We start from the raw sequence: 19103 nt of genomic DNA on the forward strand, positions 1-19103 counted from the left end.
CGGGTCCTTCGGCGCGGTGGCGCGTAATGCACGGCCTTGCCGTGCGGTCCCGCATCATAACGTCCCGATGCCGGCAGGCGGCCTTCAGACCGGCTCCGCCTCGCTGTCGGCGATCTGGAACTTGCGCATCTTCTCCCACAGCACCTTGCGGCTGATGCCCAGGCAGGCAGCCGTATCCTGGCGCCGCCAGCCGTTGGCGTCGAGCGCGGCGATGACGCGGCGGCGTTCCTCGACATCGGCGCGCGGATCGCCCCGCTCGGAGCCATCGAAGGCACCCGGACGCAGCCCCCGGAACAGCGGCCGGATGCGGTCCTCGTCCCAGCCGCCATACTGCCGCGCGGTAATGCCCACGCGCTCGGCCAGGTTGCGCAGCTCGCGCACGTTACCAACGAAGAACGCCGTGCCCACGGCCCCCTTGAGCCAGTCGGGCATGGGCGGCAGCGCGTCGTAGGCGGCCGCGCCCATCATGTGGCGCAGGAACGATTGCAGCAGGCCCACCTTGTCGCCGGGGCCGCGATCCTCCAGGCTCGGGATGCGCAACTCGATCACTGCCAGCCGGAAATACAGGTCGGCGCGGAAGCGGCCCTCGCGCACCGCCTCGCGCAGGTCCTTGTTGGTGGCCGCCACCAGCCGGAAATCGAGCTTCACGGCCATGGCCGATCCCAGCCGCGTCAGCGCGTTTTCCTCCAGCACGCGCAGCAGCTTGACCTGCTGGAACAATGGGAGGTCGCCGATCTCGTCCAGGAACAGCGTGCCGCCGGTGGCCTGTTCGAAAAACCCCCGGTGCGCGAACATGGCGCCGGTGAAGGCGCCCTTGGCATGGCCGAAGAACTGCGACTCGAACAGCCCGTCGGGAATCGCCCCGCAGTTCACGGCGACGAACGGCCCCTTGCCATACTGGCTGTTGCGCTCGTGGAACAGCCGTGCGATGCGCTCCTTGCCCGCGCCGGTCTCGCCATACAGCATCACGTTGCTGTCGAAGTTGGCAAAGGTCTCCACCTGTTCCAGCAACTCCTGCATGGCCGGCGATCCGGCCACCAGGTCGGCCACGTCGGGTCGCGCCTCGCCGGCGGCCAGCAGCTGCGGCATCAGCTTGACGATCTGGTTGCGCAGGTCCCCGCCGTTGAAGTCGTGCGGCAGGATGTACGCGTACTCGGGCGGAAAGCGGCCCGGATCGGTCTCGCGGTCCGGCGCGCCCACCCAGATCACCGGCATGCCGTGGGCGGCTTCCCAGTCCAGCGTGAACTTGGCCGAGCCGATCGCCGATGCGCTGATCACGGCAATGCACGGCTTCACGCGCGCCTCGTTCGGCAGCGCGTCCAGCGCCCCGGCACGAATCACCTCGGTCCCCAGCGGCGTCAGGAATCGCGCCACGCGGTCGGCAATGTCGTACTGGCCTTCCCACACATAGACTTCGAGGCTCTCGTAGGCCCAACGCTCTGCTTTCATGATGGCTCAGGATTCAATACACAAGTTCGGCGTTGTTGCAGTCCACGCTGTTCAGCCGGACGTTGGCGTTGGCGATATCGATGCCCAGCGTGGCCAGCAGCCAGCCTGCCACCCCGTCGATCAACGGCCCCAGCGCATCAATCAGCGGCGTGAGCAGATCCCCCGGGGCGATGCCCGGCACGTTGAGCCCCAGCACATCGAGGGAGAGAACAGGGTTGAGATTCCGCAGGAGATCGCCGACGGTGCGGCTCACCGGCGCGGCCGCCGACGTGGAGGCACTGGCGCCAGGGTGCAGCACCAGATCCGTGCCGGGGGCGGTCGATGCCGTCTGCAGGGTCGGGTGGGCGAGCAGGTTTGCCTGCGTCAAGCCGCCCGGAATCAGCGGCAATGGCAGCGTCAAGACACTGACGGTGCCCAGGCGCAGCTGGCTGGACGACGTGCATTGCAGCTTGTTTTCGGTCAGGCATGCCACCATCAGGCTCGGGTCCACCCTGATGGTGGCGGTCCGCTGGTCTGGCGTGGCGGCGCACTGCAAGGCGGTCAGGTCCGCCTTGGCCTGCGCAACCTTGAGCAGCAGCGGCAGGTCGAAGCTGGCTGACACCAGCGGCGGCAAGCCAATATTGGCATGCACGGCCAGGTTGAGGCCCAGCTGCGCGGTGGACGCCGTCGTCTTCCAGCTGCCGTCGGGCAATTGCTTCGCCGGGCCCACCGCCACCTTGGGCGGATCGATCACGGTCAGCGATGCCGTGGCAGTGGCGCTGCCCACCGGTTGCAACGGCACGTTCAGATTCGGAATGTTGAGCGCCACCGCGCTGCTGCCGCGCGCCACATAGGCGGCGGTGGTCAGCAGCGATGCCACGTTCAGACCCACTTCGGCCGCCGACGACGCGGCTGGCGTCAGCACGCCAAGATCCAGCAACCGCGCCAGCGTCAGATTGGTGCCGAGCCCGTTCAGGCCGAGCTGCGTCTCGGGGCTGCCCAGCGCCGCACCCAGCAGCGCCTGCCGCCCGGCCGCATTGAGTACCAGCGCGTAGAACTCGCGGATCGACAGCGTGGTGTTCAGCAGCGCATCGACCGTTCCCACGCCAAGCTGGAGCCTCAGCTGCTCCAGCGTAACGTTGGCATTGACCAGTCCGTTCCAGTCGGCCACCGAAAGATTCACCGTATTGCCCAGCAGCAGGCCCAGTACGCCGCTTGCCGAGTTCAGGTTCAACAATCCGCTGCCCAGCGAAAACGACGCCACCGGGGGGCTGGCCGCCGCGATGGCTTCGGCATGCAGCTGGCGCGACGTGCCGCCGGGCAGCACGAACAGCAGCGGCACCGTCAGCGTGCCCTGCACCCGCACCGCATTGGGCGATAGCGCCGCCGCGTCGTAGGCGGCGTTGAAGTGCCGCACGCTGTCGCCGTTCACGGCATCGGCCGGGTCCCACACGCCCAGGCACGTGCGCATGCGGTCGGCGGCACCGGCCGCCGCGCCGGCACAGTCCGCGCCCACCGCACCGCGATAGCCGTTCTGGCTGGCGGCTGCCGTCACGGACGCCATCACGTTGGCCGTGGTGGTCGGCAGGTCATCGGCACGCTTGAGCTGCTGGGCGCCCGACAGCGCCGCCAGGTCCACCGCCTTCTGCAGTTGCCGCTGGCTGTAGAACACGAAGCCGACATCGATCGACACCATGGCCCCAATGACCACGGTGGCGATCAGTACGGCGGCCATCAGGCTGATGGCGCCGCGCTGTCGATGGAGATCGGCTCGATGCTGCATGGCGTGTCGCTATTGCCCGTTCATCGGCTGGCTGCCCGCGCCGCCGCGCAGCGGGCTGCCGGTGGAAATCGTCGAGAAGAACTCGGGCAGCGGATGGGTGAAGCTGCGCATGTAGCGCGCATAACCCAGCGCGGCCTGGTCGCCGGTCAGCGGTTGCTGCGGGCCGGCCTGCGATCCGCTGCGCTGGATGTCGAGCAGGCTGCGCGTGGTATCGCCCACCGCCACGTCGTTGGGACGCATCTGGGCGGGCGCCGTCTGTTGCTGGGCCATGGCCGGCGCGGCAGCCACCAGCGAGGCCAGCGCGGCCGTCCGGGCCAGGCGCCGCGCAAACAGGGAAAGGATCATGGTCTGGCTCCTGCGTTGAGCGCCACGGACTGCGCGGCGGCCGGGTTCGCGTTGGGGTCCGGCATGGAATTCGCGGCGGCATTCGGATGGGCGTTGCCGCGTGGCGCCGTCTTGTCGCGCAACTGCGCGGCGCGGGTCACGCGGTCCGCTTCCTTGCGGATGGCGGCGCGCGTGGGGTCCGGCATCGCGGCACGCTGCATCATCGCGGTGGCCTCGCTGCGCTTGCCGGTGGCCAGCATCCACACCACGGCATTGCTGATGACCCGCGGATTGTTGGCGTCCAGTTCCAGCGCCTGCATCACCGGCACGCGCGCATCCTGCAGCGCGCCACCACGCATCAGCGCATAGCCCAGGTCGTTGGCCACCTGCGCGTTGACCGGATCAAGCACCGCCGCCTGGCGCAGTTCCACGGCGGCGCGCATGAAATCGCCCTGCCGGCCCAGCACCAGGCCGATGCCGTGGCGTGCGCGGGCGGCGCGATCGGTGTTCAGCAGGTCCCGATAGGCCTGCAGCGCCGCGTCGTCCTGGCCGGTCTCGCGCAGCGCATCGGCACGCAGCACCTGCAGCGCGGTGCTGCTGCCGTACTTCTGCTGGTACGCGTCGATATGGGCCAGCGAAGCGTAGTACATGCCTTCCTGCTGCATCTTGCCGATCAGGCCCAGGTAGACGTTCTGGTCGTTGTACTCGGCGCGTGCGGCCTTGTCCTGCAGCCGCGCCAGTTCGATCTGCGCATCGGCCTGGCGTGCCATGGCCTCGGCGCTGTTGGGCGTGCTGGCGCAGCCGCCCAGCCACGCCATGGCCACCACAACCGAGCCTGCCAGCAGCGTGCGGGATAGTCTTGTCATCCATGTCCTCCGTTCATGCGGGCCAGCATCCGGATCACGCCCAGGAAGCCTGGCCCCGCCGTCAGGATCAGCAGCACCGGCAGCAGGCTGACCACCATCACGCCGGTCATCTTCACGGTCAGCCGGCCGATCTTGTCCTTCATGCGCGCCTTGCGGGCCACCTGCAGCCGCTCGCCAAACTGGCGCAGCGGCTCCTGCACCGCGCCGCCGTGCTTGTCCACCTGCGTCAACAGCGTGATCAGGCTTTTCAGGTCTTCGTCGTCGAACAGCTTGCCGATGCGCTGCAGCGTCTGTTCCCGCGAGCGCCCCGACGCGAACTGCTGATTCGCACGCTGCAGCTCGGGCCCCAAGACGCGCAGCATTGCGCCGAATTCGGTGACGATGACCTGCAGGCTCTGGTCGATCGACAGGCCCACGCCCTGCAGCAGCCGCAGCATGTCGATCAGCACCGGCAGTTCCTCGGCCACTTCGCGCTGACGGTTGCCCGCCCAGCGGCGCAATACGATCTTCGGCAGCAGGTACGCCGTCGCGAATGTGGCGAATCCCCAGGCCAATGCCTGCACCGTCGGGCCGTCGATCCGCCAGAGCAGCACGGCGCCCGCCAGCGCGGCAGGCACCAGCACCCGCAGGCCGCCGAATACGGCGCGCGGCTGCAGGCCATAAAAGCCGCACTGCTCCAGCAGCAACTGTTCCTCGGCGGCGACCACCGCACGGCCAAGGCGCGATTCGAGCCAGGACTGGTTGAAACGGTCGCCGAACGCCGCGCCGAGCCTGGCGCCAAGCGTGGCGGGCGCCGGTCTGGCTGCCGCGGCCGGCCGCGCAGACGCTGGCCCCAGCGCGGCGGCGGCCGCTGCCGCGCGCGCCGACATCTGCGGGGCGGCGGAAGTTGCAGCGGCCGATGCGGTGGCCGTCGCCTGTGCGGCGGCGCCGGCGGCCTGCGCCTGGCCGGGTGCGGCCTCGGCCTGCGCGGCGGCGATACCGTGCGTGGCCTGCCGCTGCAGAGCGGCGTCGATGGTCCGTGCGGCCTCGCGCCGCTGCCGCCATTGCCGCAGCAGCGGCCAGGCCAGTACCAGGAGCGCCATCGCGGCCGCAGCCAGGCTGGCGGAGATCAGGGTGGTGGCGTCGATCCGCATGGCCAATGGTTCCTAGATCGACTTTGCCAGCCGGTACAGCATCAGGATGCCGGCCACTTCGAGCCCGGCGGCGCCCAGCAGCATCATGCGGCCCGTGGGGTCCTTCCACATCATCATGATGTAGCCGGCGTTCATCATGAACAGCCCGCCCGCCACCACCAGCGGCAACAGGCCCAGCACCCAGGCGGACAGGCGCGTCTCGGCCGACAGCGCCATCAACTCGCGCTGCGCTTCCTCGCGGTCACGCATGAAGGTGGCGGTACGCTCCATCACCACGTCGGCCCGCCCGCCATATCGCTGCGACAGCCGCAGCACCGACGACACGATGACCAGCTCGTCCAGGTCATAGGCGCGGCCCATCTGCATCACGGCCTGGTCCAGTTCCTTGCCGGCCCGCTGCAGGTGGATGGCCTGTACCAGGCATTGGCGCAGCGGCGGTTCGGTATTGGCCACCGAATTCTGGAACGCGGCCGGCACGCTGCTGCCGATCGTCATCAGGCGCACCACGCCATCGAGAAAGCCCGGCAGCTGGCGCAGCATCTTGCCCTTGAGCCGGCTGATGCGCAGCCACAGCACGAAGGCCGCCGTCGCCACGGCAACCACCAGCATCGCCACCAGGCCGATGGCACCGCCGGCCGCCGCGCCGGCCACGACCAGGCCCAGCATGGGCACGCCCCAGCGCAGGTAAGTGCCGCGCGTCGGCGCCATGTAGGCGCGGCGCAGCAGGTCGGCCCAGCGCCGGCGCAGGTCGCGCACCGCGCCGTGCGGCTCCGGTTCGGTGGCCGAGGCATAGCGGGCACGCACCTGTTCGGTCTGCGCGGCCAGGTGGGCGCGGGCGCGCTCGGCGTTGGCCCGGCCCCGGGCCGTTGCCAGCATCAGCAGGCCCAGCCCCAGCAGCACCAGGGCAAACGTGGCGATGAACAGGCTGGCGCTAGAGATCAAAGCGGTCGTCCAGGGCAAAGGTGGCCGGGCGCATGCGCGCCAGCTTGGGCGAATGGGGCAGGATGCCAAGCGAATGCCAGCGGTCGGTCTCGGTGCCGTCGGCGTTGATGACGGGCTCGTGGCGGTACAGCTCCTGCGTGGAAATGATGTTGTCGCCCAGCCCGGTGACCTCGGTGACCGACAGGATGCGCCGGCGTCCGCTGGACAGCCGCCCGATCTGCACGATGAAGTCGACGGCATTGGCAATCTGGCGGCGCAGGCTCACCTCGCTGCCCTGGAAGCCGGCAAAGCCGGCCAGCATTTCGAGCCGGTACAGGCATTCGCGCGGGCTGCTGGCGTGGATGGTGCCCATCGACCCGTCATGGCCGGTACTCATGGCCTGCAGCATTTCCAGCACCTCGCCGCCCCGCACTTCGCCCACGATGATGCGGTCGGGGCGCATGCGCAGGCTGTTGCGCAGCAGGTCGCGGATGGTGACCGTGCCCGTGCCCTCGAAGCCGCCGGGACGGCTTTCCAGCCGCACCACGTGCGGATGGTTCAGCGCCAGTTCGGCGGTGTCCTCGATCGTGATCACGCGCTCGCCCGCCGGCATGAACGTGGCCAGCGCATTGAGCAGCGACGTCTTGCCGGAACTTGTGCCACCGCTCACCAGGATGTTGCAGCGCGCCCGCACCGCCGCTTCCAGCAACTCCGAGATCTCGGGGCTCATGGTGCCCAGCGCCTGCAGGTCGGCCGGCGTCAGCGGGTCCTTGCGGAACTTGCGGATCGATACCACGGGGCCGGCCAGCGCCAGCGGCGGGATGATCACGTTGATGCGGCCCCCGTCCGGCAGGCGGGCGTCGACCATCGGGTTCGATTCGTCCAGGCGCCGGCCGATCGGCGCCAGGATGCGCCGCACGATGCGCAGCAGGTGGCCGTTATCGGCAAAGCGCACGGGTATCCGCTCCAGTACGCCGTGCCGCGACACGTAGACGTCGAGATGCCCGTTCACGAGGATGTCTTCCACGGCCACGTCGTGCAGCAGGTCCTCGATCGGGCCAAAGCCGGCCAGTTCCTTGGTCAGCGCCTCGGAAATCTGATGCAGCTCGGCCTCGTTGATCGGAATGCGGCGCAGGCGCGTGAAGCTTTCCAGCTCCAGATCGACAAACCGCTGGATGGCGGTGCGCGTCCAGCGGCCAAACTCCGCCCCAAGTTCCTCGATCCGCGTCAGCAGATGTTCGTGCGCGGCTTCCTTGATCTTGTGGAATTCCTGGGAAACAGGAAACGGGGCGGCGGCGTTGTCCGAGAATTCGATGGCTTCGGTCATGTCAGTTCCCCGCCCGTGCGACGCGCGCAACGCGCAATGCCTCGGGCAGCTTTTCCTTGATCCGGGCCAGGATGCCGCGCTCGGAAGCCTGTTCCGTACGGTAGCCCAGCCGTTCCATGAGCGCGCCCACGGCGCGCACGTAGGGGTCTGCCGGCGCGGCCTCGGCCAGCACCGCGCCGCGATTGGCGGCCTGCACCAGCGCCGCGCGCCGGTCGGGCAGCGTATCGACCGTTGCCACGCCGATGCGCTCGGCGATCTGCGCCGCATCCACGCCCAGTTCGGGATCGAAGCGCGACACCATCAAATGCAGGTCGGGGCGGTCGATCTCGCGCTTCTTCAGCTCGTGCAGCAGTTCCGCGGCCGAGACGATGGCCCCCACGCTCTGCTCGGCCACCATCACCACGGCATCGGCGGCCTTGACGATCTGCGACATGAACTCGGCATTCGAAAATCCGCCCAGGTCGATCACCTGGAGGTCGAAAAACGCACGCAGGCGGTCCAGCAGCGCCAGCGCCTCGGAAAACGACACATCGCGCAGTTCGGCCAGCGTGGCCGGCAGCGGCAGCACCGACACCCCGCTGACATGCCGTGCCAGCGCGGTATCGACAAACACCTGGTCAAAACGGCGCAGGTTGCGCACGGCCTCGACGAAATGGAATTCGGGCGCGATGTTCATGTAGAGCGCGCCGTCGCGCACGGGCAGGCCCAGGTCCAGCAGCAGCACCTCGGCCGGCGCGCCGGCCCCTTCGCGCTGGCGCACGCTCGCGGCCAGGTTCACGGCCAGCGTGCTCACGCCGACACCGGGCCGGGCCCCCAGCAGCGCCACGATCTTGCCGTGCCGGTGCGTGGGCGTCACGGGCCGCACCTGGGTGCGGGGCACCATCAGCCGCCGCACGGCGTCGGTGGCCTGTGCCGGCGCACCGCGCAGGTCGATGAAGTCGCGCACGCCGGCGCGCAGTGCGGCCAGCATCGCTTCCGGTTCGCCGGCGTTGCCGATGGCCACCAGCGGCAGTTGCGGAAACAGCCGCGCCACCTGTTCGGCCAGCCGGGCCGAGGCCTCGGCATGCGGCGCGCCGAAGTCCAGGAAGACCAGCCCCGGACGCACGGCGCCGACCTGCTCGATAAAGGCCTCCTGTGCCCCGTCCTCGGCCACCAGCGTGCCGGCGCCGCCCAGCGCCTGGTCCAGCCACTGGCGCAAGGTCTCGCGCCGGGTGTTCAGCAGGAAGGCATCCATCCTCGTCACTCGCTCCATCTGCCGCCGCTACCGCGAAAAACCCGGCAGGGTCGGATCTGCGTACTCGCCCAGCACGAAGCGCCCCCAGACATTGGGGCTGGCGCTCGTGCGGCCGTCGTTGGCCACGTTCGCCGCGGCCTGGGAATCCCGCGCCAGCGGTTTCACCAGGCGTGGCGTGACCACGATCATCAGTTCGCGGTCCTCCTGGTGGAAGTTCAGGTTCTTGAAGAAGCTGCCAATGATCGGCAGGTCCCCCAGGAACGGCACCTTGCTCACGTTGCTGACCGTGTTGCGGCTGACCAGCCCGCCTATCACGAAGCTCTCGCCGTCGCCCAGTTCCACCGTGGTATCGGCGCGCCGCGTGACAATGGCCGGCACCGACGCCCCGTTGATGCTGATGCCGCGCGACGGATCGAGATCGCTGGCCTCGGGCGCCACCTTCAGCGCGATGCGCGACTTCGACATCACCGTCGGCGACACCGTCAGGCCGATGCCGAATGGCTTGAACTGGATCGTCGTGGTGCCCAGCGCCTGCGGCACCGGGATGGGGATCTCGCCGCCCGCCAGGAAGCTCGCGCTCTGGCCCGACAGCGTCACCAGGCTTGGCTCGGCCAGCACCCTGACCAGGCCATTGCTTTCCAGCAGGCTCAGGTTGGCGAAGATGCCCTCCTTGGCCCACGCCGCCACCAGGTTGAATGCGCTGCTCATCGGCAACGCGCTTTCAAAAGACGGTGACGGGCCGATCATGGCCTTTGTCAGCGACGTCGGGCTGAACTGCCCGAACGTGAAGCCGCCGCTGCTCTTGACGAAATTGAGCCCGACCTCCTTCAGCACGGTCTTGCTGATCTCCACCACCTTCACATCGACCTGCACCGTGTTCGACACCGGCACCACCGAGCGGTCGATCACCACGCCGCCCTTGCCGTCCGGCCCGCCCACCGCCGCCCGCGCCGCCTGCTGCGTGCGCGCGGCGGTGGCGGCGTCGCGCGATTCGCCCCGGATGGTGGCGCCTGCTGCGGACAGGTCCACCTGCGCGCCGTCGGCATCCGGTGCCACCGCAACGACCTGCACGCTGTAGGTCACCGGCGCCGCGTTGCGGCTCCAGACCATCATGTCGGTCACGCCCGGCTGCTTTGCCACCACCAGCACGGTGGGCGAGCCATGGCGCTGCTTGAGCAGCAGTGCATCGGCCACGGCGGGGTTGCCCACGGCCACGCGCTCCAGCGCCTGGGCGGGCCTGATCTCCTGCTGTGCGCCGGCCATCAGGCGCAACGTGCGCGCGGCGGGCGGGGGTCCGGCGTCCTGCGCCATGGCCGGATGCATCGCCCAGGCCAGCATGGCCGCCATCGAGACGGCGGCCGTCATCATCGCGGCCCATCGGCGGTGGAAAGAATCGGTGCCGATCTGGCGCGCACGCGCCCGTTCACGGTCTGTCGTCAATGTGGGCATGCCGTGTCGTCCGCTATTCGATCGCTCGCTTGCCGGCGCGGATCACTTCCACGCCGTTGTTGTCGGGGGTTTCGCGTCGTGGCGCCGAGGCCGTCAGTGCCGCCATCGGCGGCGCGGCGGCGCGCATGGACGGTGCGGGGGGCAGGGCGCGCGGCGCGGTGTTGCCCGCCTGCGCCTGGCCTACCAGTCCGGCCAGGCTCATGCCGGCCGCGGCCTTGTCCACGGGCGCGCGTTCGGCTTCCGGCGGCACACCGGCGCGGGCCTGCAGCACGGTGGGCGGCTCGGCGAACATGCCGTCGCTGGGCATCGATGCATCCGACGGATTGCGCAGCGCCAGCACCAGCCGTCCGGCCTGTTGCGCCATGGCCAGCTTGCCGACCTGATCCACCGGCACAGAGAGCACGGCCGTCTTCGCGCCGTCGCGGCGGGCCATCATCTGTTCGGCCTGCACCTTGCGTGAATCGTTGACACTGCCATTGCCGTACGCCAGCACGCGCAGGCGCGACAGCAGCAGGCGCGTCTGGCTTTCGGCAATCTCCTGGTTGTCGCGGCGCAGGATCACGAACACATCGACAAAGTCGCCGGGCTGCACCTGATGGCCCACGCCGACCGCCTCGTCCACCGACACGGCCAGCGCACGGTCGCCCTCCGGAATCTGCCGCGCCAGCCCGGACAGCAGTTGTCCTTCCAGCACCGGCACGTTGCTGCCCAGGTTCACCACCGGCACCTGGCCGACCACGCGGGCCGCGTCCTGGTAGGCGCCGGCCGGCTCGATCGGCAGTTGCATGACCGCGAGCGCGTCGGCGGTCAGCGGCTTGCCGGCCTCCACGGCACGCGTGGTGACCACCACGGCATGGGTCGGGGCGGTGCGCGCGGCCGGGATCGGCACCGCCTGCTGGCGCGCCACCTGCCACGCCAGCAGCGCGAGCAGTCCGGCCAGTATCAGCAGGACGGTGGCCAGGATTCGAATCTGTTTGCTGCTCATGTGTCCTCAGGTATCGGGAGAGAGCTGGACCACCGCGACGCCGGTCAGCGATGCGGGCACTGGCACGAACGGCACCACCGGCAGGAACGTTTGCGTGGGGAGATCGAGCGTGACCTGCACGCATTGCGTGCCGGGCGGCGCGCTGCAGGCCACGGCCTGGGCCAGCGAGCCGGCCGCGAACCGGTTGGCGATATTGGGTGGCAGCGTGCTGCGCGCGGCCAGGTCGGCGGCGATGACCCGCTGGGCGAGCGTGGTCGCCAGCGTGCCGCCGTTCGCGGTGAGCGGATAACGCAAGGCAGCCCGCGCACCTTCCTCGGCGGCGAGCGTCAGGACTTGCTGCAGGGCCAGCACCATGCCGTAGTAGACGATGCCAAGCACTACCGCAAACAGCAGCGGAAACACTATCGCGAACTCGATTGCGGCCACTCCGCCTGCGCGGCGCCGGTTCGCGTTCCCCCGTAATGCCATGCTTCACCCGGTTTTTTTCAACTTGCATGCATTGGCGACACACGACACCGCGCGGCGGGCACCGGCATGGCTGCGCGGTGCCCGCTGCGGCGTGCCCGACCGGGCTGTGCCGTACTACGTTACGCGACTTGGAACCACTCTTACCGATCTTGCCCGGCCGTCCATAGCCCTGCCCGCGGCCAGTGCCTACCGCCACCACTTCTGCCACTGAGTTCCGGCAGGCACGAAGACGCCCGCCGCGGCTGGCATGGCCGCCAGCACGGTGCTCCGGTAAATGGTCTGGAGACGTCAGGTCAGCACGAAAGACGCCATGCGCGATGCACGGACGCCGCTTGTGCTTTCCGGATGGTCAGGTGGATGTCTGTCGGCAGGTCAGGTGCCGTTGTTCTTCGCGAACATGGTGGTGACCCGGGTGGCAAGGTCATTGAAGCCGGTGCTGATACCTGTGCCGAGGGCCTGTGCTCCGACGACGATGCCCAAAGCAATCAGGCCGACGATCAGGCCATACTCGATGGCAGTGGCGCCGCGTTGGGTCTTGCGATGACGCGCCAGATTTTTTTGCATGATGTTCACTCCCGAAAGTGCGTAACCCCTGCATGGATCCCCAGCAATACGCTCCTGACCCCGATCCGACTGCCATCTGTATGAACTGCCACTGTGGCGTTATTGTGCTTTTTGCGCTGGTGGATACATTTATAAGACAGGCTTTGTTTCAACCATACCCCCCATTCGGGCTAATGGTTGTCCCAGCTTAAAGTGGGACAGACGTTTGAAACAATGCGGCCTGGCTCCGCCATCGGGATATCCATCCGAATTGTTAAAGCGCGCGCAACAAATGAAGCGTGCCGTGCAGCGGCCTGCACGTAGGCATGCAGGCCGCTGCACGGCACGAAATAAAAGGATGCGCCGCGCGGGGTAAGGACGACAGCGCACCGTAAATTAGCCGGGGCGGTTGACAGGGAAAGTCCCGACGTCTCCCGCGTTGTATTTCAGATCAATGGTGCGTCAGCCCGCCAAGCAGGCCGGTAACCGGTGCCAGCGGACTGCTGCCGCTGCCGCCTGACGAGCCGGCGCCGCTGGCGGCGCCGGTCAGTCCGCCGGTGACCGTGCCCAGCAGGCCCGTGACGGGCGCCAGCGGATTGCTGCCGCCCGAGCCGCTACCTGCCGCGCCACCTGCCGCGCCGCCCACCGTGCCGAGCAGGCCGGTCACGGGCGCCAGGGGATTGGCGCCCGATGTGCCGCCGGCCGCCCCGTTCAGGGGCAGGTTGTTCAGCAGGCCACCCAGCGGATTGCCGCCGGCGCTGCCATTGCCGTTGAGCAGCACGCCTGCCACCGCCACGGTCTTGCCCGCTTCGTTGACGACGCCGCCGAGCGGCGACACCACCGGCGTGTTGGTGTTGGCGATCATGCTGCCGGCCGTGGCCACCGTGTTGCCGACCTGGGTCAGCAGGTTGTCGACCGGCACACCCAGCCCCGTGGCTGCCCCTACGGTCTGCGTGGCGTTGGTCAGCTGCGTGGTCAGCGGCACGATGGCCTTGCTGGTGCTGTCCGTCAGTTGCGCGACCGGCCCGGTTGACAGCGTGTCGCCCAGCTTGCCGCCGAGGCTCATCACCCCTGCCCCCACGGTCTGCACCAGGCCGCCGGCGGGATTGGTCACGGGCGCCAGCGGCGACAACTGGTCGCTACCCAGCGCCTTGACGAGGCTGCCCGTGCTGACCACCGTGGCGCCTGCCTGCGTCACGACATTGCCGGTGTTGGCAACGGTCACGCCCACCGGGTTCTCCACCGCGCCAATCTGGCCCAGACCATCGCGCACCCCCGCGCCGAGCGTGGCAACGGTCTCGCCGGTCTGGATGACCACATCGCCGGTCGCGTTCTTCGCCGTAGCCGGTACCAGCGGCACGCTGGTGTCCTTGATCTGCTGGCCGATCTGGCTCACCGCGTTGCCGGTGGATACCACGGTGTTGCCCGCGCCTTCCACCACCTTGCCCGTGGGCGTGGTTTCGGCGGTGGGCTGCGGATTCGTCGTTCCCGGATTGGTCGGCGGGGACGGCGTGCGCGGATTGGCACCGCCGCTGGAACCGCCCGAGGCGCAGCCGGCCAGCAACGTCACCGCTGCGGCACAGGCAATCGCCAACACGTTGAGGGGGCGCGTCTGCTTGGTTGCATGCATGTCCAAATCTCCTGAGTTTGTTCTTTGCGAGTCCGCTGTCTTCATGTCCGCGCTGCGCACGCGCTTCGCCGCGACCCGGTCGGCGATCTGGTTCGTCTGGCGTGGCTGCGGACGGATAGCGCAAACGGTGTGCCAGCCTCAATCGCATGTTCGATACGGGCGCTGGATGCGGGGGACTGCAGGGCTGGAACCCGTTGCGGGGCAAGGCTTTCCGGGATGCGGGCTGGCCACTTCGACCGCCGCTCGAAGCGTGGTGCCGGACGGCGTGGTGGTGTTACGTGCTACGTAACGTGTTCCCGGCGGGCGTTACGCCGGACGGCCCCGGACGCGGGGCCAGGACAGGCGCTATGGCACGGCCATGTCACCGCGCATGTCACGCGACGTTACGTAACGCGTAACGCCAAACACGGGCCGCGCCCCCACCGCGCGCTTCATGCGCGCGTTTGATCCATTTGCCGCAAAGCCTTGCCACACGGGCGTTTGCGCCCATCACCCCCTGCTTTGGCATGGCGTGGCCAGCAATGGCCGGCGCCACTGGCACACCGCTTGCGCAATACAACGCAGCCACGGCACGTCACGCAAATGCTCGCAACGAAGCGGCATGCGATACGTGAACCAGGGTCGGGAACATTAAAAAAAAGGAAAAGGTCATGCGCACACGCAAACATTCCGCGAAGCAACTGGTCGTGACGGCATTGCTGGGGTCCATGCTGGTGCTGGCGGGCTGCGCCAGCGGCAGCGGTTCGACGTCGATGGGTACCAGCGGCACCGGCAGCACGGCCGGCACCGGCAACGCGGCCAATACCAGCGGCACCGGCGGCACAGGCGGAACCGGTGGCACCGACGCCGCCAACAACGGTGGCACGAACAACAACAACGGCGGCGGTGGAAACAACAACAACGGCGGCGGTGGTGGCGGCGGTGGCACCGCTGCGCTGACGCCTACCAGCGCCATCGTCAGCAACGTGGGCGGCATCGTCAATGGGGTCGGCAGCACGGTCAGCGGCGTAGGGGATGCGATCAAGGACGCGAACGTGCCAGGGGTGCCGACGCAGACCAAGGATGGCCTGGCAGGCGTGGTGAGTGCCGTGGGCGACGCGGTCAGCGTGCTCGGCACTGGCGTGCAGTCGGGCCTGGGCAATATGCCCAACGCCAGGAATCCGGTGGGCACCACGGTGGCCAGCACCGGCGGCGTGGTCAGCGACCTGGGCAACGCCGTCACCCGTGCCGGCAGCGCGGTCAGCGGCCTGGGCAGCGGCCCGCTCGCACCGCTCGCCGCCGTGACGACGCCGCTGGGCGGCGTGGTCTCGCAAGTGGGCGGTGCCGTGAACAACGTCGGCGGCCAGCTGGGGACTGCGCTGTCGACCGGCCCCGTGGAACAGCTGACCAGCGGCGTCAGCAAGGCCATTGTGCCGCTGACTTCCACACTGACCAGCGGCACGCAGACACTGGGCGCGGCCACCGGCCTGGGCCAGCCCGTCAACAACCTGCTGGCCACCGTCGGCGGTGCGCTGGCCACGGCGGGCACGCAACTGACCCATACGAATACCCCGGTCGTGTCCGGCGTGGGCGGCATCGTCACGGGCACCGGCACGACGGTGGCCTCGCTTGGCGGCGTGGTGAACAACCCGGCCGGCGGTGCGGCGGGCAGCCCGTTGGCGCCCGTGACCGGGCTGGTCGGGGGCCTGACCGGCGGCCTCACAAGCGGCCTGACAGGCGCCAGCGGCGGCGCATCCGGCCCGCTGGCGCCCGTTACCGGACTGGTCAGCACTGTCACCAGCGGCCTGGGCAGCGCCACCGGTGGCGGCGGCACAAGCCCGCTCGCGCCGGTCACTGGCCTGGTCAGCGGCATCACCAACGGCGTGACGGGCGGGGCAGCCAGCACCACGGGCGGCAGCGCCAGCCCGCTGGCACCGGTCACCGGCCTGGTCGCCGGCCTGACCGGCGGCAATGCACCGGCCAGCGGCACCCCCGCATCGGGCGGCACGGCGGCGGGCACCAAGCCCGGCAACCCGTTGGCGCCAGTCACCGGGCTGGTCGGCGGGCTGGTTGGCGGCCTGACCGGCGCAATCGGCGGCAAGCACTAGTTCCACGGGGCGCACGCGCCCCGACCCAAGCAAAGCGTCACGGCCACCCATGGGCGGCGGAGAAGCGGCATCCCCTCCGTCCCGTGGCACGCGACCGCATAGCCGCAATGCAGGTTTCCATCGAGGGGTAAGACCATGCGACCACGCAATCGCGTTGCCGCGCTGATGATCAGCGTCGGCGTCATCCAAAGCGGCCTGGCCCACGCCGAACGCGGGCCCGTACAGGGCGATCCCACCCAGACGCTGCCCAGCATCGCGCCCAGCAAGCCAGCGCAATCCAATGTCACCGTGCAGGTGGAACGGCCCGACTCGGCGCTGCAGAACCTGCTGGCCTCGCGGCTTACGCCCCGGCATTTCCAGATCGAGGGCGCGAAGACGCTGCCGTTCGAGCAGATCGCGGCCAGGTTCAGCCCGCTGGCCAATCGCGAAATCACCGTCGCCGAACTGCTTCAGGCTGCGGAGTCGGTCACGCAGATGTACAAGGACGCCGGCTATCCGCTGTCGTTTGCCTTCGTGCCGGCGCAATCGTTCGAAAACGGCAATGTGCTGATCACCGTGGTGGAAGGCTACGTGGCCAACGTCACGGTCAAGGGCAAACCCGGGCCGGCGGAGGCGCGGCTGCGCAAGATTGCCGATCAGCTGAAGAAAGACCGCCCGCTGCGCCAGGAGAGCTTCGAGCACTATGTCAACGTGCTGGCGCAGCAGCCCGGCATGCAGGTCAACGCCACGGTGCAGCCGCCCACCACCACCGATGGCGCGTGCGACATGGTGCTGGAGGTCAAGCGCAAGCCGTTCACGTTCGGTACGGGTGTCGAATGGATGTCGCCGGGCGTGCGCGCCATCGCCACAGCCACCACCAACAGCCTGACACCGCTGGGCGAGCAGTTGTCGTTCTCCACGCTGTTCCCCAAGGGCCGCGACAGCGAGGAGTACTACGCCGCCACCTACGCCCAGCCGCTGGGCACCGAAGGCATGCTGGGCAAGATCACCGCATCGCACTATCGCGGCGTGCCCGAGAACAACACGCTGGCTCCGATCGGCTTCAACCCGCGCTACGTGAACGACTCCAAACGGCTGGGTGGCACGCTGAGCTATCCGGTCATCCTGAACAACCGCCACGCGCTGACGCTGACCGGCGGCTTCTATGCCAACAACCAGTTCGAACGCTATACGCAGGCCGTACAGCCCGGCGCAGGCCGCCAGGTGGAACTGTCGACCAGCGTGCGCGTGGCCAGCGCCGAGGCGTCATACCAGCAACGCGGCACGGGCGTGACGCGCAGCGCCACGCTGGGCGTGTACAAGGGCTTCGATGCACTGGGCGCCGATCGCCAGAACAACCTCAACGACCTGAGCTTCTGGCGCACGCGGCTGCTGGTGTCGCAGGCCAGCGACCTGCCGATGGGCTTCGGCATGGCGCTGTCGGCGGCGGGGCAGTACAGCGGCAACCGCCTGGCGTCGAGCGAGCAGATCAGCTTTGGCGGCCGCTTCTTCGGGCTGGGCTACCCGGCCGGCGAGATCGCGGGCGACAAGGGCTGGGGCGCATCGGCCGAACTGAACCGGCTGTTCGCAGTGGATTTCACGTATCTGAAGACGCTGCAGCCGTTCCTGGCCGCCGACATGGCGCGCGTGTACTCGAACAGCATCTCGCTGTCGCACCGCACGCTGCAGTCGCTGGCCATCGGCCTGCGGTTCTCGGACCGGCGCTACTACACGATGGACGTCTCGCTGGCCCAGCCGGTGGGCGACAAGCCCACCAATGCCAGCCACCGTTCGCCGCGCATCAACCTGCTCTGGTCGTACCAGTTCGATTGAGCGGGGGGCGGCGGGTGGCGCGGCCTGCGCGTCAGGTCACGCGGAAGCCGATCTTCAGCGTGACCTGGAAGTGGCCAACCTTGCCGTCCGTCACATGGCCGCGCGTTTCGACCACTTCGAACCAGTCGATATGCTTGATGGTCTCGCCGGCCTTGGCCAGTGCATTGCGGATGGCCTGGTCGCTGCCATCGGGTGACGATCCGACGATCTCGACGAGCTTGTAGGTGTGGTCGGACATGCGAGGCTCCTTGTATTCGCGATCGATGCGGCGGCACAGCATGCCCCGCCGCGACACGATGCCTTCATCATAGGCACCAGTCGGGTCGAGTCCCAAGGCGCCGCCGCAGTTCCCCAACCCGGCCCCGATGCGTTTCCTGTTGCGAACTGGGCGCATGGCCTGTTACGCTGCCTGCCCTCGATTTCCTGTCACCTTCCCGTAACCTGATGTTTCCTTCCTTGCTCCAATGCAGGCGGCTTGCCACGGCGGGCATGCTCGGCCTGCTGGCCGTCGTGGGCACCGCCCAGGCCCGTACCACCTCGATGTTCGATCGCGCCATCGATACGCTGACCACCCCGCGCGCGCAGCCCAGCCAGTTCGCCAGCGGCAGCACGTACACGCTGTGTTTCGTGCCGGACGGCCCGAGCTGCCAGGACATGATCGTCGACGCCATCCACCGCACGCGGCACAAGCTGCTGATCCAGGCTTACTCGTTCACGAGCGCGCCCATCGCCCGCGCCGTGGCCGAGGCGCACCAGCGCGGCGTGGACGTGCGCGTGATCGTCGACAAGAGCCAGGCTTCCGAGCGATATACCAGCGCCACCTTTCTGAAGAACGCGGGGATTCCCGTGGTGGTCGATACCAAACCGGCCATCGCGCACAACAAGGTGATGGTGTTCGACGACCAGGCGGTGTTCACGGGGTCGTTCAACTTCACCAAGTCGGCCCAGGAGCGTAATGCGGAGAACGGCATGCTGATCCGGGGCGACAGCGCGGTGGTCAAGGCATACAGCGACAACTGGCGCACGCGGTTCGAGCAGTCGTCGGCCTACTGATCGCCGCCGCAAGTTACAGAATGAGCGGGGCGCCATGTGAACGGCGCCTCTCTTTGCGAG

Annotated in this window: 17 protein-coding genes; 3 read left to right on the forward strand and 14 right to left on the reverse strand. The window is 68.6% G+C overall.

Translation table 11 applies throughout. The features are described 5' to 3' along the window. Window positions 1-84: 84 nt before the first annotated feature. The 13 genes from AC24R4_RS05770 to AC24R4_RS05830 all read right to left on the reverse strand — a co-directional run bounded on the left by AC24R4_RS05770 (window position 85) and on the right by AC24R4_RS05830 (window position 14091). Window positions 85-1449 (reverse strand): sigma 54-interacting transcriptional regulator, encoded by a 1365-nt coding sequence (locus tag AC24R4_RS05770; protein ID WP_400395722.1) that lies wholly within the window; start codon window positions 1447-1449, stop codon window positions 85-87. Window positions 1450-1462: 13 nt separating this feature from the next. Next, window positions 1463-3211 (reverse strand): TadG family pilus assembly protein, encoded by a 1749-nt coding sequence (locus AC24R4_RS05775; protein ID WP_487522476.1) that lies wholly within the window; start codon window positions 3209-3211, stop codon window positions 1463-1465. Window positions 3212-3220: 9 nt separating this feature from the next. After that, complete coding sequence (locus AC24R4_RS05780) at window positions 3221-3556, reverse strand: DUF3613 domain-containing protein (RefSeq protein WP_487522477.1); 336 nt, start codon at window positions 3554-3556, stop codon at window positions 3221-3223. Continuing rightward, window positions 3553-4401, reverse strand: a complete 849-nt coding sequence (locus AC24R4_RS05785) for a tetratricopeptide repeat protein (protein WP_487522478.1) — start codon at window positions 4399-4401, stop codon at window positions 3553-3555. Before AC24R4_RS05785 ends, AC24R4_RS05780 begins: the two co-directional genes overlap by 4 nt. After that, window positions 4398-5528 (reverse strand): type II secretion system F family protein, encoded by a 1131-nt coding sequence (locus AC24R4_RS05790; RefSeq protein ID WP_400394558.1) that lies wholly within the window; start codon window positions 5526-5528, stop codon window positions 4398-4400. Before AC24R4_RS05790 ends, AC24R4_RS05785 begins: the two co-directional genes overlap by 4 nt. 18 nt (window positions 5529-5546) lie before the next feature. Next, complete coding sequence (locus AC24R4_RS05795; protein ID WP_400394556.1) at window positions 5547-6473, reverse strand: type II secretion system F family protein; 927 nt, start codon at window positions 6471-6473, stop codon at window positions 5547-5549. After that, window positions 6466-7782, reverse strand: a complete 1317-nt coding sequence (locus AC24R4_RS05800; RefSeq protein ID WP_400394552.1) for a TadA family conjugal transfer-associated ATPase — start codon at window positions 7780-7782, stop codon at window positions 6466-6468. Before AC24R4_RS05800 ends, AC24R4_RS05795 begins: the two co-directional genes overlap by 8 nt. A gap of 1 nt (window position 7783) precedes the next feature. Further along, entirely contained in the window at window positions 7784-9016 is a 1233-nt protein-coding gene (locus tag AC24R4_RS05805) for a pilus assembly protein (RefSeq protein ID WP_400394551.1), read from the reverse strand. Between the two features lie 27 nt (window positions 9017-9043). After that, window positions 9044-10384: a type II and III secretion system protein family protein gene (locus AC24R4_RS05810; protein WP_487522989.1), complete on the reverse strand. Its 1341-nt coding sequence runs from the start codon at window positions 10382-10384 to the stop codon at window positions 9044-9046. 94 nt (window positions 10385-10478) lie between these two features. After that, window positions 10479-11450 (reverse strand): Flp pilus assembly protein CpaB, encoded by a 972-nt coding sequence (gene cpaB, locus AC24R4_RS05815; RefSeq protein WP_400397265.1) that lies wholly within the window; start codon window positions 11448-11450, stop codon window positions 10479-10481. Between the two features lie 6 nt (window positions 11451-11456). After that, window positions 11457-11918: a TadE/TadG family type IV pilus assembly protein gene (locus AC24R4_RS05820; RefSeq protein WP_487522479.1), complete on the reverse strand. Its 462-nt coding sequence runs from the start codon at window positions 11916-11918 to the stop codon at window positions 11457-11459. A 372-nt stretch (window positions 11919-12290) separates the two neighbouring features. Beyond that, window positions 12291-12482, reverse strand: a complete 192-nt coding sequence (locus AC24R4_RS05825) for a Flp family type IVb pilin (protein ID WP_487522480.1) — start codon at window positions 12480-12482, stop codon at window positions 12291-12293. 430 nt (window positions 12483-12912) lie between these two features. Continuing rightward, window positions 12913-14091, reverse strand: coding sequence for a collagen-like triple helix repeat-containing protein (locus tag AC24R4_RS05830; protein WP_400395811.1), 1179 nt, complete (start codon window positions 14089-14091; stop codon window positions 12913-12915). A gap of 650 nt (window positions 14092-14741) precedes the next feature. On the opposite strand from AC24R4_RS05830, the gene AC24R4_RS05835 reads away from it, so the two are divergent. Together AC24R4_RS05835 and AC24R4_RS05840 are read left to right on the forward strand one after the other, a co-directional pair. Continuing rightward, window positions 14742-16178, forward strand: coding sequence for a collagen-like triple helix repeat-containing protein (locus AC24R4_RS05835; RefSeq protein ID WP_487522481.1), 1437 nt, complete (start codon window positions 14742-14744; stop codon window positions 16176-16178). Between the two features lie 135 nt (window positions 16179-16313). After that, window positions 16314-17990 carry a ShlB/FhaC/HecB family hemolysin secretion/activation protein gene (locus tag AC24R4_RS05840; RefSeq protein ID WP_400396646.1) on the forward strand — a complete coding sequence of 559 codons (1677 nt, stop codon included), beginning with the start codon at window positions 16314-16316 and terminating at the stop codon, window positions 17988-17990. Between the two features lie 31 nt (window positions 17991-18021). Here the strand turns inward: AC24R4_RS05840 and AC24R4_RS05845 are convergent, their stop codons facing one another. After that, window positions 18022-18228: a dodecin gene (locus tag AC24R4_RS05845; RefSeq protein WP_029050801.1), complete on the reverse strand. Its 207-nt coding sequence runs from the start codon at window positions 18226-18228 to the stop codon at window positions 18022-18024. Between the two features lie 206 nt (window positions 18229-18434). On the opposite strand from AC24R4_RS05845, the gene AC24R4_RS05850 reads away from it, so the two are divergent. Next, window positions 18435-19043 carry a phospholipase D family nuclease gene (locus AC24R4_RS05850; protein ID WP_487522482.1) on the forward strand — a complete coding sequence of 203 codons (609 nt, stop codon included), beginning with the start codon at window positions 18435-18437 and terminating at the stop codon, window positions 19041-19043. The last annotated feature ends 60 nt before the right edge of the window (window positions 19044-19103 follow it).

This window comes from Cupriavidus sp. CER-90, assembly GCF_057652055.1.

Excerpts from the sequence above, each read along its gene's own strand:
- AC24R4_RS05805 (WP_400394551.1), bottom strand. The coding sequence starts at position 9,016 with ATGGATGCCTTCCTGCTGAACACCCGGCGCGAGACCTTGCGCCAGTGG.
- AC24R4_RS05835 (WP_487522481.1), top strand. The coding sequence starts at position 14,742 with ATGCGCACACGCAAACATTCCGCGAAGCAACTGGTCGTGACGGCATTG.
- AC24R4_RS05825 (WP_487522480.1), bottom strand. The coding sequence starts at position 12,482 with ATGCAAAAAAATCTGGCGCGTCATCGCAAGACCCAACGCGGCGCCACT.
- AC24R4_RS05785 (WP_487522478.1), bottom strand. The coding sequence starts at position 4,401 with ATGACAAGACTATCCCGCACGCTGCTGGCAGGCTCGGTTGTGGTGGCC.
- AC24R4_RS05800 (WP_400394552.1), bottom strand. The coding sequence starts at position 7,782 with ATGACCGAAGCCATCGAATTCTCGGACAACGCCGCCGCCCCGTTTCCT.
- AC24R4_RS05820 (WP_487522479.1), bottom strand. The coding sequence starts at position 11,918 with ATGGCATTACGGGGGAACGCGAACCGGCGCCGCGCAGGCGGAGTGGCC.
- AC24R4_RS05780 (WP_487522477.1), bottom strand. The coding sequence starts at position 3,556 with ATGATCCTTTCCCTGTTTGCGCGGCGCCTGGCCCGGACGGCCGCGCTG.
- AC24R4_RS05845 (WP_029050801.1), bottom strand. The coding sequence starts at position 18,228 with ATGTCCGACCACACCTACAAGCTCGTCGAGATCGTCGGATCGTCACCC.
- AC24R4_RS05770 (WP_400395722.1), bottom strand. The coding sequence starts at position 1,449 with ATGAAAGCAGAGCGTTGGGCCTACGAGAGCCTCGAAGTCTATGTGTGG.
- cpaB (WP_400397265.1), bottom strand. The coding sequence starts at position 11,450 with ATGAGCAGCAAACAGATTCGAATCCTGGCCACCGTCCTGCTGATACTG.
- AC24R4_RS05830 (WP_400395811.1), bottom strand. The coding sequence starts at position 14,091 with ATGCATGCAACCAAGCAGACGCGCCCCCTCAACGTGTTGGCGATTGCC.
- AC24R4_RS05850 (WP_487522482.1), top strand. The coding sequence starts at position 18,435 with ATGTTTCCTTCCTTGCTCCAATGCAGGCGGCTTGCCACGGCGGGCATG.
- AC24R4_RS05810 (WP_487522989.1), bottom strand. The coding sequence starts at position 10,384 with ATGATGACGGCCGCCGTCTCGATGGCGGCCATGCTGGCCTGGGCGATG.
- AC24R4_RS05840 (WP_400396646.1), top strand. The coding sequence starts at position 16,314 with ATGCGACCACGCAATCGCGTTGCCGCGCTGATGATCAGCGTCGGCGTC.
- AC24R4_RS05775 (WP_487522476.1), bottom strand. The coding sequence starts at position 3,211 with ATGCAGCATCGAGCCGATCTCCATCGACAGCGCGGCGCCATCAGCCTG.